General features: G+C 54.1%; 18 protein-coding genes and 1 pseudogene. 15 read left to right on the top strand and 4 right to left on the bottom strand.

The window, feature by feature from the left end; genetic code table 11:
- Positions 1-59 precede the first annotated feature (59 nt).
- A pseudogene (locus SM130_RS03420) lies at positions 60-1,024 on the bottom strand (integron integrase).
- A gap of 489 nt (positions 1,025-1,513) precedes the next feature.
- Between SM130_RS03420 and SM130_RS03415 the strand changes: the two are divergent.
- The 13 genes from SM130_RS03415 to SM130_RS03355 all read left to right on the top strand — a co-directional run bounded on the left by SM130_RS03415 (position 1,514) and on the right by SM130_RS03355 (position 9,096).
- Positions 1,514-2,209 (top strand): hypothetical protein, encoded by a 696-nt coding sequence (locus SM130_RS03415; protein WP_146029734.1) that lies wholly within the window; start codon positions 1,514-1,516, stop codon positions 2,207-2,209.
- A gap of 472 nt (positions 2,210-2,681) precedes the next feature.
- Positions 2,682-2,969, top strand: coding sequence for a barstar family protein (locus SM130_RS03410; protein ID WP_102824418.1), 288 nt, complete (start codon positions 2,682-2,684; stop codon positions 2,967-2,969).
- Between the two features lie 75 nt (positions 2,970-3,044).
- Entirely contained in the window at positions 3,045-3,497 is a 453-nt protein-coding gene (locus tag SM130_RS03405; protein ID WP_146029733.1) for a hypothetical protein, read from the top strand.
- A gap of 76 nt (positions 3,498-3,573) precedes the next feature.
- Complete coding sequence (locus SM130_RS03400) at positions 3,574-3,885, top strand: hypothetical protein (RefSeq protein WP_146029732.1); 312 nt, start codon at positions 3,574-3,576, stop codon at positions 3,883-3,885.
- A gap of 83 nt (positions 3,886-3,968) precedes the next feature.
- On the top strand, positions 3,969-5,198 hold the full coding sequence (locus tag SM130_RS03395) for a hypothetical protein (protein WP_146029731.1): 1,230 nt from the start codon (positions 3,969-3,971) through the stop codon (positions 5,196-5,198).
- A 79-nt stretch (positions 5,199-5,277) separates the two neighbouring features.
- Positions 5,278-5,607 carry a hypothetical protein gene (locus tag SM130_RS03390; protein WP_146029730.1) on the top strand — a complete coding sequence of 110 codons (330 nt, stop codon included), beginning with the start codon at positions 5,278-5,280 and terminating at the stop codon, positions 5,605-5,607.
- 93 nt (positions 5,608-5,700) lie between these two features.
- The gene (locus SM130_RS03385; RefSeq protein WP_146029729.1) at positions 5,701-6,147 is read left to right on the top strand and encodes a hypothetical protein; all 447 of its coding nucleotides are present in this window, start codon (positions 5,701-5,703) and stop codon (positions 6,145-6,147) included.
- 86 nt (positions 6,148-6,233) lie between these two features.
- Complete coding sequence (locus tag SM130_RS03380) at positions 6,234-6,542, top strand: hypothetical protein (RefSeq protein WP_102824416.1); 309 nt, start codon at positions 6,234-6,236, stop codon at positions 6,540-6,542.
- An 82-nt stretch (positions 6,543-6,624) separates the two neighbouring features.
- Positions 6,625-7,005, top strand: a complete 381-nt coding sequence (locus SM130_RS03375) for a hypothetical protein (protein WP_102824415.1) — start codon at positions 6,625-6,627, stop codon at positions 7,003-7,005.
- A gap of 76 nt (positions 7,006-7,081) precedes the next feature.
- The gene (locus SM130_RS03370) at positions 7,082-7,390 is read left to right on the top strand and encodes an NIPSNAP family protein (RefSeq protein WP_102824414.1); all 309 of its coding nucleotides are present in this window, start codon (positions 7,082-7,084) and stop codon (positions 7,388-7,390) included.
- A gap of 85 nt (positions 7,391-7,475) precedes the next feature.
- On the top strand, positions 7,476-7,790 hold the full coding sequence (locus tag SM130_RS03365) for a carboxymuconolactone decarboxylase family protein (RefSeq protein WP_102824413.1): 315 nt from the start codon (positions 7,476-7,478) through the stop codon (positions 7,788-7,790).
- A 287-nt stretch (positions 7,791-8,077) separates the two neighbouring features.
- Positions 8,078-8,479 carry an SMU1112c/YaeR family gloxylase I-like metalloprotein gene (gene gloA2 / locus SM130_RS03360; RefSeq protein WP_102824412.1) on the top strand — a complete coding sequence of 134 codons (402 nt, stop codon included), beginning with the start codon at positions 8,078-8,080 and terminating at the stop codon, positions 8,477-8,479.
- Between the two features lie 158 nt (positions 8,480-8,637).
- On the top strand, positions 8,638-9,096 hold the full coding sequence (locus SM130_RS03355) for a hypothetical protein (RefSeq protein WP_102824411.1): 459 nt from the start codon (positions 8,638-8,640) through the stop codon (positions 9,094-9,096).
- A gap of 80 nt (positions 9,097-9,176) precedes the next feature.
- On the opposite strand, the gene SM130_RS03350 is transcribed toward SM130_RS03355, so the two are convergent.
- Complete coding sequence (locus SM130_RS03350; RefSeq protein WP_102824410.1) at positions 9,177-9,635, bottom strand: carboxymuconolactone decarboxylase family protein; 459 nt, start codon at positions 9,633-9,635, stop codon at positions 9,177-9,179.
- A gap of 94 nt (positions 9,636-9,729) precedes the next feature.
- Between SM130_RS03350 and SM130_RS03345 the strand changes: the two genes are divergently transcribed.
- Complete coding sequence (locus tag SM130_RS03345; RefSeq protein WP_102824409.1) at positions 9,730-10,527, top strand: helix-turn-helix transcriptional regulator; 798 nt, start codon at positions 9,730-9,732, stop codon at positions 10,525-10,527.
- A gap of 98 nt (positions 10,528-10,625) precedes the next feature.
- Here SM130_RS03345 and SM130_RS03340 read toward each other — a convergent pair whose 3' ends face one another.
- Together SM130_RS03340 and SM130_RS03335 are read right to left on the bottom strand one after the other, a co-directional pair.
- The gene (locus SM130_RS03340; protein WP_102824408.1) at positions 10,626-10,931 is read right to left on the bottom strand and encodes an ArsR/SmtB family transcription factor; all 306 of its coding nucleotides are present in this window, start codon (positions 10,929-10,931) and stop codon (positions 10,626-10,628) included.
- A gap of 89 nt (positions 10,932-11,020) precedes the next feature.
- Positions 11,021-12,145 (bottom strand): alkene reductase, encoded by a 1,125-nt coding sequence (locus tag SM130_RS03335; protein WP_102824407.1) that lies wholly within the window; start codon positions 12,143-12,145, stop codon positions 11,021-11,023.
- 332 nt (positions 12,146-12,477) lie between these two features.
- Between SM130_RS03335 and SM130_RS03330 the strand changes: the two genes are divergently transcribed.
- Complete coding sequence (locus SM130_RS03330; RefSeq protein ID WP_102824405.1) at positions 12,478-13,467, top strand: GlxA family transcriptional regulator; 990 nt, start codon at positions 12,478-12,480, stop codon at positions 13,465-13,467.
- The last annotated feature ends 35 nt before the right edge of the window (positions 13,468-13,502 follow it).

Below are 13,502 nucleotides of genomic sequence, written 5' to 3'. Positions count from 1 at the left end.
GATCGCTGGCTGCGACATTGCCCGCGGCGATAGTTATTCACCGCATCCGCTGGCGCTGATCACATGCGATCAAGCGGACTGAGCACCGCCAACCCACCCCGGTTGAGCACATGGGTGTAAATCATCATCGTTTTGATGTCAGCGTGCCCCAGCAACTCCTGCACCGTGCGTATGTCCTGTCCGCTTTCTAGCAAGTGCGTAGCGAAGCTGTGTCGCAATGTATGAGGCGTAGCGAGCTTGGTAATGCCGGTCGCGTTGAGTGCACGCTTGAATGCGCGCTGTATACGCTTTTCATCGAAATGATGCCGCCGCACCGCCTGGCTGCGCGGGTCGACCGAAAGGCCTGAGGCCGGGAACACGTACTGCCAAGCCCACTCCCAAGGCGCCCGTGGTTATTTGCGAAAAAACGCATCCGGCAACTAGACGTCTCCCCTCCCCTCCGCCAACTCTTGCTGGTGAATGGACCGAACCCGGGCCAGGTGCTGTTTGAGGGGCGCAACCAACGTCGCCGGCGGTACCGTGACGCGGTCCTTTTGGGCTTTACCGTCTCTAATAATGATTTCGTTACGGCCGAAATCGACGTCCTTGACTCGAAGCCTCCCCCCTCCATCAGACGCATTCCACCCGCCGTAAAGTAGCCTCGCAACAAGTCCGACCTCGCCCTCCAGCTGCGCGAGTATCCGCTGCACCTCGTCTATTGAGAGCACCACAGGCAACCGCGCCGGTTTTTTAGCCCGCACAACCTCACCCAGCCAGGGCAGCTCCTGTTTAAGCACCTGTTTATAAAGAAACAGCAACGCCGCGAGCGCCTGATTCTGTGTTGAGGCAGAAACATCGCGGCGAACGGCGAGGTCAGAAAGAAAGGCTTCAACCTCTTGCGCCCCATATCGAGCGGATGTCGATATTTGTGAAAGCGGACATAACGCTTTATCCACTCGCAATAGACACGCTCAGTTCTGATCGAGTAGTGTTTGAGCCTAATCTGCTCCCGCACCTGATCCAACAGTCGCGGCTTCTCATCCATGGTGTATAACTCCCTTATACATTCATCACTTCCTTGAGAGGCCCAGCCTAGGCAAGGAACGACCAGATGACAAGGAATGTTATACACCACGCCCGTTTGGCGTCTTATACACCATTTGGTGTCTAATTATAGTTAGGCACCTCCGGTACTTTTTATTTAGGCAGCGCTTCAACCGCAACACCGAATCGCCAGTAATTCGTCAAAATTATTGGCCTTATCAAAGGGAGTTGGTTTTATGCAGAGCACCGTAACAATTAACTTGCCGCGTTCGCTTTCCAACTCATCGGCGCCAGCCTTTTCTTTCTGCGTAGCTGCGACTAACGTGTCGAGCAGGCCAGGCCTAACAACCGGCTCAAATCGTTCGCTTCGCTCACTGGGACGGGCTAAAGCCCGCCCCTTAGCCAATCGTTATGCATTAAGGAGTCTCCTCTGAAAGATTACAGATACGATCCTGTCGTCACAGGAGGAATTGTCGGTTTAGGCGCAATTTTGCTTTGGTATTTTTCAGGGTTAGCAATAACCGAGTCTGCGGCACCAAAATGGCTGGAGCCTGCATCAAATTTTTTTACTACTTTATTTGGTGCTTTGGCAGGTGCCTTTTTTGCATTCAAGTTCAGTGACAAAATCGAATCTAGAAAGCGCAAAGCTGAAGAGCAGGAGCGAGTAGGAAAGGAAGTCGCCACTATAAATAGAGCCATATTAAATCTGGCCATTCAATACAACACTATATGCAACATAAAATCAGAACTAGACAAACAGAAGAGCATTCATCACGCAGCCTTTTCAATGCCAGCCTTCACGAATTTTCACGACGGCACAAGAGTTGATGTAGGTGAGCTAGCGCTGATTTTGACCGTCTCTCCACAACTGCTTCTAGATATAAGCATTGAGCAAGATGGCTTCATCCAAGCTATAAAGTCATTGAATGTGCGCAACGAATTTTATGTTGGAATTCTTCAGCCGCAAATGTCTAAGGCGGGGCTACTCGACAGAACCTGCCCGCTGAACGAGTATTCGTCAAAATTAAGCCTTGGAACATTCAAGACAGCATATAGCTCTATCGAGAACGTCATTTCAAATGTGCAGTCAAGCCATGACGGCCTAAAAAGCAAAATCTCTAGCTTACGTTCTGAATCTAAGAGCAAGTATCCTCAATACAAATTCATGAACATTGAGCACGCATAACAAATGGTTCAAATCGTTCGCTTCGCTCACGGGGACGGGCTAAAGCCCGCCCCTTAACCAAACGTTAGGAACCAAAGCATGGATGCGTGCGATCTTCATCTTGAACAGTTGATTAAAAGTGCGATGAATGAATGCCGTCGCATACATGGAAGTGCTGAATCAAATGGGCCTACGTGGCTAGTTGAGTCAACAAATGAAGCCATTTCAGCAATGAGTGGGTATTTAGAGTCGGTATACACAAGTCGACTACCCCGCCCATCTGATGGCGCAGGATTAGGTTTCAGTCGTGGCATCGGAGAATGGGCCGATGACTACAAACCCCTTATGGCACTTGCGTATGAGATTGATCGTTACTATTCAGAAAACTGTAATTGTGCGCGTGTTGTTTCCTAACAAGGCGCTGAAGCCGCTCGTTTCACTCGCTGGGACTGGCTAAAGCCAGCCCCTTAGCTTAATCGTTAGGCAAAAAAATATGTCCCGCGTACAGCTAGTAGAGATTGATCTCCGAGCTATCACTAGCGCAGAAGAACTGCACTCTTTGCTGATGGATTCGCTAAATTTTCCGGGCTGGTATGGTGCTAACTGGGACGCTTTCTGGGACGCCATAACTGGCTTGGTTGAAATGCCATACACCGTTAGGTTCTTAGGCTGGGCGCAGTTCTCACACCGCCTACCTCGTGAGGCTGTGCTACTAAAAGAATGCCTTACTGAAATGCAAGGTGAATATCCGCAGTTCGCAAGCGAGGTGGTTTATGCCTAACAAGGCGCTCAAATCGCTCACTTCGTTCGCTGGGACGGCGTGCCGCCGCCCCTTAGCTTAATCGTTAGGTATCACATGGAAACTAGCTTCTCAGCCAGGGTATGGAACTGGTATGCAGATGATGAGTATGAAAAGCTACTTTCATTCCTACAACTCTGCTATGGGCTAGAGTTTCTTTCACTCGAAGCAAAACAACAGAGTGAATCGATACCATATTGCCCCGCATGCGAAGTGTGGAGCGAAAAAATATTAAGAATTAAAGATTTTGTTGGTTATTACGAAAACGACATTCCAGTCGATATAAAAAACGAGTTGCTCTCAATATTTGAAAGCTGCGACAATTTAAGCAGTGACGCATTCCACTGCGATGATCAATTTATGTTTAGCCATAATGAATGGGCGAGCGTTAGAAGTGCCGCTATTAATTGCTTAGCGCGTATTGAATGGCGTACTTTACAAGAATATGCGCACGAATTTGAAGGCCGAGCTAGAAATGTTCTCTATGGCGTCCCGTACCAAGAAACCTAACTAGTGGTTCAAATCGTTCGCTGCGCTCACTGGGACGGGCTAAAGCCCGCCCCTTAACCAAACGTTATAAGCACACATGAAAATTAAAGTCACACGTCAAGCCTGCTGTTCTCAAGACGACCAACTTGGACCGTTAGAGACTTATATAGATTTACAAGAAGAATCTAAAATCTGGGAGCTCGCGAGAGCAATAGGTGAGTCTAACTTCCTCCAATTCAGCAGCTCTCATAACATTTTAAATGCTTTCTGTGCGGGAAAACTTCTTTTTAGCATCCCTGAAATTGGCTATCACAAAAGCACTGTTGCGTATGCGGTTGGAAGAAATGACGCTGTATCTATTCATCTAGCTGAGCCGGAAATTGAGTTCATTTGGCCGAAAAGCTTATAACTACTGGTTCAAATCGTTCGCTTCGCTCACTGGGACGGGCTAAAGCCCGCCCCTTAACCAAACGTTAGGTCACGGAGAGATCGATGGCCCGCATAGGCAAGATATTCATCGCTGGGAAAGAAAATCTCGACGGGAAATACAAGAGTGGAATATCTTTCTCATTATCAACGAGCTCAACCATCTCATATATTCATGAGACAGCTAATGGAGCCTGGCAGGTAGAATTAACTAAAGGAAGCACTGATGTTGTTACACGTACGTCTCTTGCCGTCTCCTATGATGAACTGCAAACTATAGGCTTTGCAGCAATACAAGAAGCGCTCGATATAATTTCAGTTAAAGGACTGCCTTCATTTACCCTTTCAGATCCTGCGCGCTCTAGCGTTGGCGTTTACCATAAAGATGGGAAGTCTATATTATTCTCATACAGCCTATTTGATTTGGCCATGGGTATGCAGGTTGAAATAACCCAGACTGATGCAGAGGGTAATGAAGTCAAACCTCCACCGCCGCCTGAGCCAGTCTGGAATGAATCATTCCGCTACTATCGACTGTCACAAGCATCGCGCGACTTGTTTGAAGCGTATAAAAATTTATTCCTAGCATTTGAAGCGCTGCTCAATTCCATTTTCCCAAAGAAAAAATTAGAGGGAGAGGCCGCATGGCTAAAGCGATGTTTGACCGCAATAAACAATAATTCTTCACTGGCGCACTACACTCCAACAGGCGTGGAAGACCCTGTTGAATACATAATAAGTTCTCAGTACAAAAATACTCGCTGCAGACTTCAGCATGCGAAATTCCCCGCCGCATCACTTCCACATTCAACGCTTACTCCCTCAGAAGTCCAGCAAGCATATGAAGAGCTAATCCGAATATGGCGCCACATCGCCGGGATTTACTTTAACGTTTCAACTGGCGGCGGAGTCATAACATATACTGGATTTGCTTTGCTAATGAAAAATGCATTCAATGGTGGAGCATCAATACATTACACCACGGATAACTCGCCCCCGCAGAATGAGGATACGCAGGTTAGTCCAAGCGGCCACCCTACCTATGAGCTCACAGAATCGAAGCACTTTGGGCAAGTCAAGCCGGGAGTTGTGCGCACCGTTGCTTATGAAGCCATTGCCAAACCAGAAAAATATTACACCCTAATTCATCGAATCTGCACAACAACTAGCTCGACGCTTATGGGGGTCGCTTACATCAAGTCTGGGTTAATGGTGCTAGGCGTTGACGAATGGCAATGTATTCACGATATTCGACTAATTAATACCTCTCAACCAAAACTCGATTTCACGACCTAACAAGTGGCTCAAACCGTTCGCTTCGCTCACTGGGACGGGCTAAAGCCCGCTCCTTAACCAAACGTTAGAGAATTACCCCATGAAATTCAGCGGAGAAATTGATGTAGCTAATGAAGCCAATCTTTGGATATACCAAATTCCTCGCTGCGTTATCTCAGAAGGGAAAATTAGCTTCGATTTTTTGGGTGTAAAAGACGGCTGTAAATTTACAGGGCACTGCATCGCCAACGAGCGTTCGCCTCAAAAATACTCAGGGCTAGGTAAGTTTCAATATGAAGGGTACGAGGCTTACGAAAGCCCTATTGAAGTATCAATAAAACTTGAAGATCCATTCTTGGTAATATCAGGAAAGTGGCTTGAAGATGGCGTTGAATACAGAATGGATGGCGAGCTTGAGAAAAGCCTATAACAATAGGTTCAAATCGCTCGCTCCGCTCGCCGGGGCGGGCTAAAGCCCGCCCTTAACCAAACGTTAGAGCTTCATCAAACATCCGAGCCCGTCATGATAAAAGCACTAAAATTCATCGCCCCTTTCCTCACATCACACCTGCATAGGGACCCAGCTTCTGTTCATGGCGCATTAAGAGGCATGTCTTACGGGCAGGCCGCCATCGCATTTACCGTTTTTATGGCTGATACATCCGACCAGAGTCATTTCATGGCCGCCTTTGCGTTCATATTTCCTATTTTCATCGCAATGGGCGCCATTTTTGGAGCAATGGCGCAGCAGGAGAACAAAAATGGTCATCTTTTAGTCACGGCAACCCTTGTTTTCGTGCTCTTAACCACCCTGCACTCATCCTTCCTTTTCATACATTTCGTTAGCTTCAACAAGCTTGCTGCTTTAGCATTTGCTTTGAGTTTTATCGCTATCTTCTACATATTTGGCTTTGCCGCAAAGCTATACGGCAACATTTCAAAGAGTGAAACAAACACTGAGCAGCCCTAACAATGCGCTTAACAACGTTCGCTTCGCTCACTGGACTCGCAAAAGCTGCGCTTTTGCTCGCCTGTTAGCTTAATCGTTAGGTATCCATGAGCAGGTCAGAGACAAAAGCTAAGTACGGGATGCTTTTCACTGAAGTAGAAGAAATTCTGTTCAGGCATGACCCTATGGGCATTAATTTCGGTGATAACACCGACGAGTACGCCGCTGAAGTAGAAACAATCTTGCCTCGCCTAGTAGAGGCCAGATCAGAATCTGATGTTCAGCGCATTATCCAGGAAGAGTTCGTACGCTGGTTTGGTTCTCCCGATGCTGGCTTAACTCGCTGCCCCGACTTCAGCGAGGAAGCAAAAGAAATCTGGTGCGCATGGCTCATGCATCCAGCGCCGCAAACCTAACCAGTGATTCAAACCGTTCGCTTCGCTCACTGGGACGGGCTAAAGCCCGCCCCTTAACCAAACGTTAGACATTGTGGGAATTATGGATGTGAACCCAATAAGAGCAGCAATTGCCCTGTGGTATGCCCAGATGGCGTGGGCAAAAGAACTTATTTCCCGTAGCTTCGGTTTGGAAAAGGCAGAGAACATTCTGCGTAGTGAATATCGCGGGCACCGCATCATTCCTGGCACCTCTTGGTACATACGCACTCACAGCATTGGAGTCGATGTCTACAAAACCCTAGATACCGGCGGTATAGACTTCGACTTTAACAAACCACACCCGGATGATTGGCGCATGCGCATATTTGTTCAACGCCAGGTAAATGATGGAAATCTTCCATTCGAGCCTTACCGGGAATTATTAGATAATGAGGAGCTCATGAGCAAGGCTGTAACAGAGGCACTTAGTACCAATGCCTAACAAGTCGCTCACTTCGTTCACTGGGACCGGCTAAAGCCCGCCCCTTAGCTAATCGTTAGGCATATAGGAGAATACTGTGGTTACCTGCCATCTCAGATACATAATTGACCCATATAAACTCAAAGAATTTGAATATTACGGCAAACTGTGGATTCCACTGGTTGAGAAATTCGGCGGCAAACACCACGGTTACTTCTTGCCATCAGAGGGTGCCAATAATGTTGCGCTCGCAATGTTCACATTCCCAAGCTTGGCTGAGTACGAGCAGTATCGGGAAAAGTCCCTTCAAGACACAGCCTGCATAGCTGCCTTCAAATATGCTGAAGAAACAAAGTGTATCATCAGCTATGAAAGAACTTTCTTTAGACCAGCGTTCAATGCCTAACAAATGGTTCAAACCGTTCGCTTCGCTCACTGGGACGGGCTAAAGCCCGCCCCTTAACCAAAAGTTAGGCCCATAGGAACCATCCATGAGCGTGTCAAAAGAATTCGCGTTATTCATGCGGGAAGCCCCGGCCCATGCCAAGGCCTGGATGCAAGCGGCGCAAGCTCTTGATGCTGCTAGCGCTCTGGACAAGAAGACCAAGGAACTAGCGTACATCGCCGTGCTGGGAGCGACAGGGAATACCTCTGGCATTCCATTTCATGTGCTTTCGGCAAAATCGCATGGTGCGTCGAGGCAGGAAGTGTTGAGTGCTGTCCTTATTGGCCTGCCTGCCGCTGGCTCGGTTGTTATTGCCGGCTTCCTTGCTGCGGTGGAGGCTTACGATGGGCAAAACAAATAAGGCATGGCATGAGATGAATCCCATGCCAAGGAACGCAACTGTCCAGCAGCGCGTCGATTGGCATGTTGCTCATGCAAAGGCCTGTGGGTGTCGCCCGATGCCGCCCTCCATACTTCAGCTCCTTGAGGAGCGTAGGGCAGCTGGCGAGGCCTAACCAAACACCACGCCCGAAAACAGCATCCGACGCGGGTACCAAGCCGATGCTGTCTAGGCCCTGCGTCGCCAGCATGTTCGTAGCATCCGCGGCGCAACCAGTCTTGACCTCATCGCCACCGCAGGACCTTTTCATGCTCCGCTCGATCCACCACGCCGCAATCATCTGCTCTGACTATGCCGTCTCTAAGCGCTTCTATACCGAGGTGTTAGGCCTCAGGGGGGTCGGCGAGCATTACCGGGCGTCGCGGCAGTCCTACAAGCTCGACCTGGCGTTGCCGGATGGCGGGCAGATCGAGCTGTTCTCCTTTCCCGACGCCCCGCCTCGCCCCTCGCGCCCAGAGGCGCAAGGCTTGCGGCATCTGGCGTTTGCCGTGGATGACGTCGCTGCATGCAAGACCGCGCTGGAGGCAAAGGGCATCGCGGTTGAGCCGATTCGCACGGATGAGTACACCGGACGCCGTTTCACTTTTTTTGCCGATCCTGACGAGCTGCCGCTGGAGCTTTACGAGCGGGAGCCAGACGCCTGGGCGTGATTGCCATAGAGCGATCCAGGCAGCTGACTGAAGCGCGGTGACTCATGCCGGTGATGCCTCGCCCTCCCTGCATAGAGGCTTGTTTCCCGACGCGACGATCCGCTAGGGTGCGGCCCCACTGAACGGCATCGGAGCATCGAGGATTGATCAGAACAGGGATGTTGGCGCTGGGCTTGTCCCTGGCGTTATCGACACAGGCAGCGGAGCAGCGAGTCTATCTGATAGCGACGGTGCAGCTGGACGGCTCCAGCCTGGCGCAAAGTGTGTTCCTTCACGAGGCGCATATCACCGAGCTGCAGGGCTGCCTCGACGCGGTGCGCGACGGTCAGAGCAAGCGTGACTGGCTCCTGTACCGGCACATCTTTCGCCGCGACCGCTTCAAGGGCTTCTCCGGCCATGTGCGCTATCACTGTGGCTACAGCGAGCAGCGCTTCAGCAGCTGGCACGACGGCCCGCGGTACAACAAGCCCTACCTGATATACGTCGATGACGCCGCCAGGCTCAGCGTGATTCGCACGCCCAGCCAAGCCCAATGCATGACGCAACTGCGTGCGCTGCCAGTCGGCAAGCAGGCGCAGAGCTTTTGCGCCATGGGCAATCAGGAACTCTTGCCTTAAGTCTCCAGGGGCGCTGGCGAGTATTCCTGCCTTTGACGCCAGGCCGCTTACCTATCAGGCCGGGCGGCTTGGCGAGCTTGTCACTGCGGCTGATAACTGCCCGGCACTGGCGCGAAGGACACCCCGAAACGGTTCCAAGCGTTGATGGTGGCGACGGCCAGGGTCAGGTTGGTGAGCTGGGCCTCTGAAAAGTACTCGCGTACCTCGTCGAACAGCGCCTGTGAAACGCCCTGCGGTAGCAGCGTATTGGCCTCGGCCCAGGCCAGCGCAGCGCGCTCGCGACCCGTGAAGAACGGCGTTTCGCGCCAGGCGCTGAGGGCATAGATGCGCTGTTCGGTTTCGCCCCGGGCACGGGCATCCTTGGTGTGCATATCAAGGCAGTAGGCGCACCGGTTGATCTGCGATACGCGGATCTTCACTAGTTCCATGAGCGGTTTGTCGACGCCATCCTCGCCGCGGCTCTGGCGCGCCAGGTAGGTTTCCAGACCAATCATTGCGGTCGTCACGTCGGGGGCGGCGGCTTGGTAGTTCATGCGCATGGTGGTCACTCCTCGGTTTGAATGTGAAGCCAAGGCTACGCAGCCACCGAGCTGGGCTATTGTAGATTTTCGACATCTGCGAAAGCCGCCCGCCATGTCCGCCCTGCATGAACGTCTACCACGCATCGATGGCTTCATGGCTCGCCCTCCGTCCCCGGTGCTAGCAGCCTATGTGCAGCATTTCTGGTGGCTGGAGGGCGGCGCCGCCACCGTGTACGACGAGCAGCTGCTGCATCCGGACGGCGCCAGCGGGGTGATTTTCAACTTCGCCGATCCGCTGGCATTCGATGGAAAGCTGCACGGCCCGCGCGCACTGATCGCCGGGCCGCAGCTTGCCAGTTCGAGGTTGCAACTGGGCGGCCAGGTAAAGCTGATGGGCGTGCGTTTTCGGCCCGGCGTGGGGGCGATTTTCCTCGGCATAGGTCTCGATGAACTGGCGGGCTTTCACGGTGCCGACTGGCCGCAGCCGGGGCTGACCACGATGGCCGATCAACTGAGCGAACTGGGCCATGCCGCGCAGCAGGCGCTGGTCGAGCGCGAGCTGTTGAGACGCTTGCAGGCGACACAGGAGCGCCGCTCGCCGGTACAGCAGCTGCTCGCGCAGATTACGGCGACCCAAGGTAGGGAGCGCCTAGCTGACCTGCTGCAAGCGGTGCCACTCGGCCAGCGCCAGCTGGAGCGCCTGTTCCGCTACCAGGTCGGCCTAAGTCCCAAGCAATTCAGCCGCATCCAACGTGTCGCTTTAGTACGCCAGCAGCTGCAACAGGGAGGCGCCCTGCTGGACACCGCCCTGTCTTGCGGATACAGCGATCAGGCGCACTTCATCCATGACTTCAAGACGGTAGTTGGGATGACGCCGGGGCAATATCGGGCGAGCAGGATAAGGCGATAACGGCCGCAAGCCCTGCCGAGCCAGCGTGTCACCACCTGCGGGAAGGGATCGGCCGGGGTGGCCCTGAACGGGAAACGCTCAAGGCTCTGCTAGCCCGCTCAGATGGCTTTGCTGAGCGCTTCGAGCAACTGGGCGACCTTCTCTTCGTTTCGCTTGTAGTAGGTCCAGGGACCGATACGCTGCGATGTCACCAACTGCGCGCGCTGCAGCGCCGCCAGGTAATTCGAGACGGTGGACTGCGATAACCCCACACGCTCCTGGATGATGCTGACGCACACACCCAGCTGTTCGGGATCGGCTTCCTGCTCGGGGAAGTTGGTCTTCGGGTCCTTCAGCAGGGTAAGGATGGCCAGGCGTGTGGGGTTATCCAGGGCCTTCAGCGCTTCACTGATGTCTATGCTCATATCCCGCGGCAGGTAATGGGTTTTCGCGATCTTACGATACTTTGTCGGTGCTGGCTGCGCGCACTCCACGGGAGCGCACGCATGCCGACTCAGTGCGCGTACGTCGGGTAGTCGATGTACCCCTTTTCGGTGCCGCCGTACATGGCGCTGGCATCCAACGGATTCATTGGCCAGCCATGGGCAATACGGGCCGGCAGGTCCGGGTTGGCAATGAACGGACGGCCGAAGGCGATCAGGTCCGCCCAACCGGCTTCGATCGCCGCGGTGGCCCGCTCCGGGGTGTACTTGCCTGCGTAGATGATCGTACCGCTGAACGCCGCACGAACGGCCTCTCTGAAGCTGATGGGCAGTTCGGGCGCGGTGTCCCAGTCAGCCTCGGCCAGTGATACGTACGCGACGCCGATGGTTTGCAGAATCTTCACCGCTTCGATGTAGGTCTCATGCGGGTCTTGCTCCACCAGGCCGAGGTAGACGCGCTCCTCGTCCGTGCTGGCAAACAGCGGCGCAAAGCGAACCCCCACGCGCTCGGCACCTATGACGTCGGCTATCGCCTGGACCGCTTCGCGCAGAAAACGCAGCCGGTTCTGCAACGAGCCGCCGTATTCGTCGGTCCTGCTGTTGGTGTGAGCGGAGATGAACTGGTTGACCAGATAGCCATTGGCGCAGTGAATTTCGATGCCATCGAAGCCTGCTTCCATCGCATTGCGCGCGGCCTGGGCATAGAGCTGCACCAGCTCTTTGACTTCAGCATTGGACAGCGCCCTCGGCATTGATGGCTCGACCAGCGCACCCTCGCCGGGCGCCGTCTCGATAAAGACTTTGACGTTGGTCGCCGGAATGGCGGACGGCGCAACGGGTTGCGCACCACCGGGTTGCAGCGAGGTGTGCGAGACACGGCCGACATGCCACAGCTGGGCGAAAATCACGCCGCCCTCGTCATGCACCGCCTGGGTAACGGCCTTCCAGCCTTCGACCTGCTCCGGGCTGTGAATCCCGGGCGTCCAGGCATACCCCTGCCCTCTCGGCTCGATCTGGATGCCTTCCGTCACCATGAAGCCTGCACTGGCTCGTTGCTGGTAGTAGGTCGCCATTACGGCGTTCGGAATATTGCCTGGCTGCGAACTGCGCGAGCGTGTCAGCGGTGGCAGCACGATGCGGTTACGTAGCGCGAAGGAGCCAAGTGAGCCACGTGTAAATAGTGCTTTATGATTCACAACGTAATATTTCGATATCGTGATTTATAGATATTAAAGACCGAGGCTACCTCACCACAATGTGAGTACCGCCCCGTGAGGGCTGTGCAGTCCGGTAATACCGTCACTGCCGAGTGGATGATCCTCGGCCTCATATCTATAAATGTCAATATATAGATCCGCATACGAGAACATCGGCGCCGGAACCCCGTTCCAGGGGATCTCATGCGATGGCTGCGAATGAACCAGTAAGAATGGCGTCTGCAGCATTGGCAAGATCCGTGGGAGCCTTGTCATTGTGACAACACCTGGGCCGCCGCACACTGCATGCATCTTCCCGCAGAGGTGCACCCATGGACGCCATTCGCACCATCGCTTGCCTTGTTTATCCAGATGTCATGAGCCTGGACGTCACCGGTCCGCTGCAGGTATTTGCCTCGGCCAATGTGGAGCGGCAGCGGCAGGGTTGGCCGGCTGCTTACGAGCTTCTTCTGCTTGGTGAGGCGCGAGGCACCGTTGCCACTTCGGCGGGGTTCAAGTTGGTCGCCGATGCAGCCTGGCCCGAGATCGATCCTGGATCGTTGGATACCCTGCTGGTTCCGGGTGGCCTTGGCGTCACGGCGCAGATGCACAACGGGCCGCTGCTGGCTTGGCTTAGAGCCGCCGAGCAACGGGTGCGGCGGCTGGGGTCGGTGTGTTCCGGCGCATTGATCCTCGCCGAAGCCGGGCTGTTCGACGGGCGCAAGGCGACCACCCACTGGGCAGACCTCGAAGCCCTTGGCGAGTACGCCGCCGTAGAGGTGCATGGCGACAGTCTGCATACCTTTGACCCGGCTGATTCTGCGGCGGCGCATCTGTTCAGCTCGGCTGGCGTCACGGCGGGCATTGATCTGGCGCTGGCCCTGGTCGAGGCGGATCTTGGGCGTGCGCTGGCACTCTCGGTCGCCCAGCGGCTGGTGATGTTTTTGCGCAGGCCCGGCGGGCAGACGCAGTTCAGCCCGATGCTCGCAGCGCCCAACAGCGCAGTGGGCCGCCTGACCACGCTACTTGAGTGGCTGCCAGGTCATCTGGGTGACGATCTCTCCATCGAAGCCCTGGCCGAGCAGGCGCACATGACGCCACGCACCTTGTGCCGGCTGTTCAATCAGGAAGTCGGCATGGGGCCGGGGCGCTATATCGAGCGGCTGCGTCTGGAAGCCGCGCGCAGCTTGCTGCTGAGCGCCGAAGCCTCGATCACAACGGTGGCGCGGCTGACCGGTTTCGGGCATCCGGAAAACCTGCGGCGCAGCTTCCAGAAACACTTGTCGGTAAGCCCACGGGACTTCTCACAGCGCTTCGGCTGAGCCCGACGCGCCACACCTTTCGCTCACAGCAGGCC

It is taken from the genome of Stutzerimonas stutzeri, from assembly GCF_038561965.1.
Lineage (GTDB): Bacteria > Pseudomonadota > Gammaproteobacteria > Pseudomonadales > Pseudomonadaceae > Stutzerimonas > Stutzerimonas stutzeri_AA.
This window is presented reverse-complemented; position numbering and strand designations above follow the sequence as displayed.

Bases quoted from the DNA above. Each gene is read 5' to 3' on its own strand.
- SM130_RS03385 (WP_146029729.1), top strand. From the start codon at position 5,701: ATGATAAAAGCACTAAAATTCATCGCCCCTTTCCTCACATCACACCTG.
- SM130_RS03350 (WP_102824410.1), bottom strand. From the start codon at position 9,635: ATGCGCATGAACTACCAAGCCGCCGCCCCCGACGTGACGACCGCAATG.
- SM130_RS03410 (WP_102824418.1), top strand. From the start codon at position 2,682: ATGTCCCGCGTACAGCTAGTAGAGATTGATCTCCGAGCTATCACTAGC.
- SM130_RS03395 (WP_146029731.1), top strand. From the start codon at position 3,969: ATGGCCCGCATAGGCAAGATATTCATCGCTGGGAAAGAAAATCTCGAC.
- SM130_RS03375 (WP_102824415.1), top strand. From the start codon at position 6,625: ATGGATGTGAACCCAATAAGAGCAGCAATTGCCCTGTGGTATGCCCAG.
- SM130_RS03380 (WP_102824416.1), top strand. From the start codon at position 6,234: ATGAGCAGGTCAGAGACAAAAGCTAAGTACGGGATGCTTTTCACTGAA.
- SM130_RS03340 (WP_102824408.1), bottom strand. From the start codon at position 10,931: ATGAGCATAGACATCAGTGAAGCGCTGAAGGCCCTGGATAACCCCACA.
- SM130_RS03390 (WP_146029730.1), top strand. From the start codon at position 5,278: ATGAAATTCAGCGGAGAAATTGATGTAGCTAATGAAGCCAATCTTTGG.
- SM130_RS03405 (WP_146029733.1), top strand. From the start codon at position 3,045: ATGGAAACTAGCTTCTCAGCCAGGGTATGGAACTGGTATGCAGATGAT.
- SM130_RS03330 (WP_102824405.1), top strand. From the start codon at position 12,478: ATGGACGCCATTCGCACCATCGCTTGCCTTGTTTATCCAGATGTCATG.
- SM130_RS03345 (WP_102824409.1), top strand. From the start codon at position 9,730: ATGTCCGCCCTGCATGAACGTCTACCACGCATCGATGGCTTCATGGCT.
- gloA2 (WP_102824412.1), top strand. From the start codon at position 8,078: ATGCTCCGCTCGATCCACCACGCCGCAATCATCTGCTCTGACTATGCC.
- SM130_RS03365 (WP_102824413.1), top strand. From the start codon at position 7,476: ATGAGCGTGTCAAAAGAATTCGCGTTATTCATGCGGGAAGCCCCGGCC.
- SM130_RS03400 (WP_146029732.1), top strand. From the start codon at position 3,574: ATGAAAATTAAAGTCACACGTCAAGCCTGCTGTTCTCAAGACGACCAA.
- SM130_RS03355 (WP_102824411.1), top strand. From the start codon at position 8,638: ATGTTGGCGCTGGGCTTGTCCCTGGCGTTATCGACACAGGCAGCGGAG.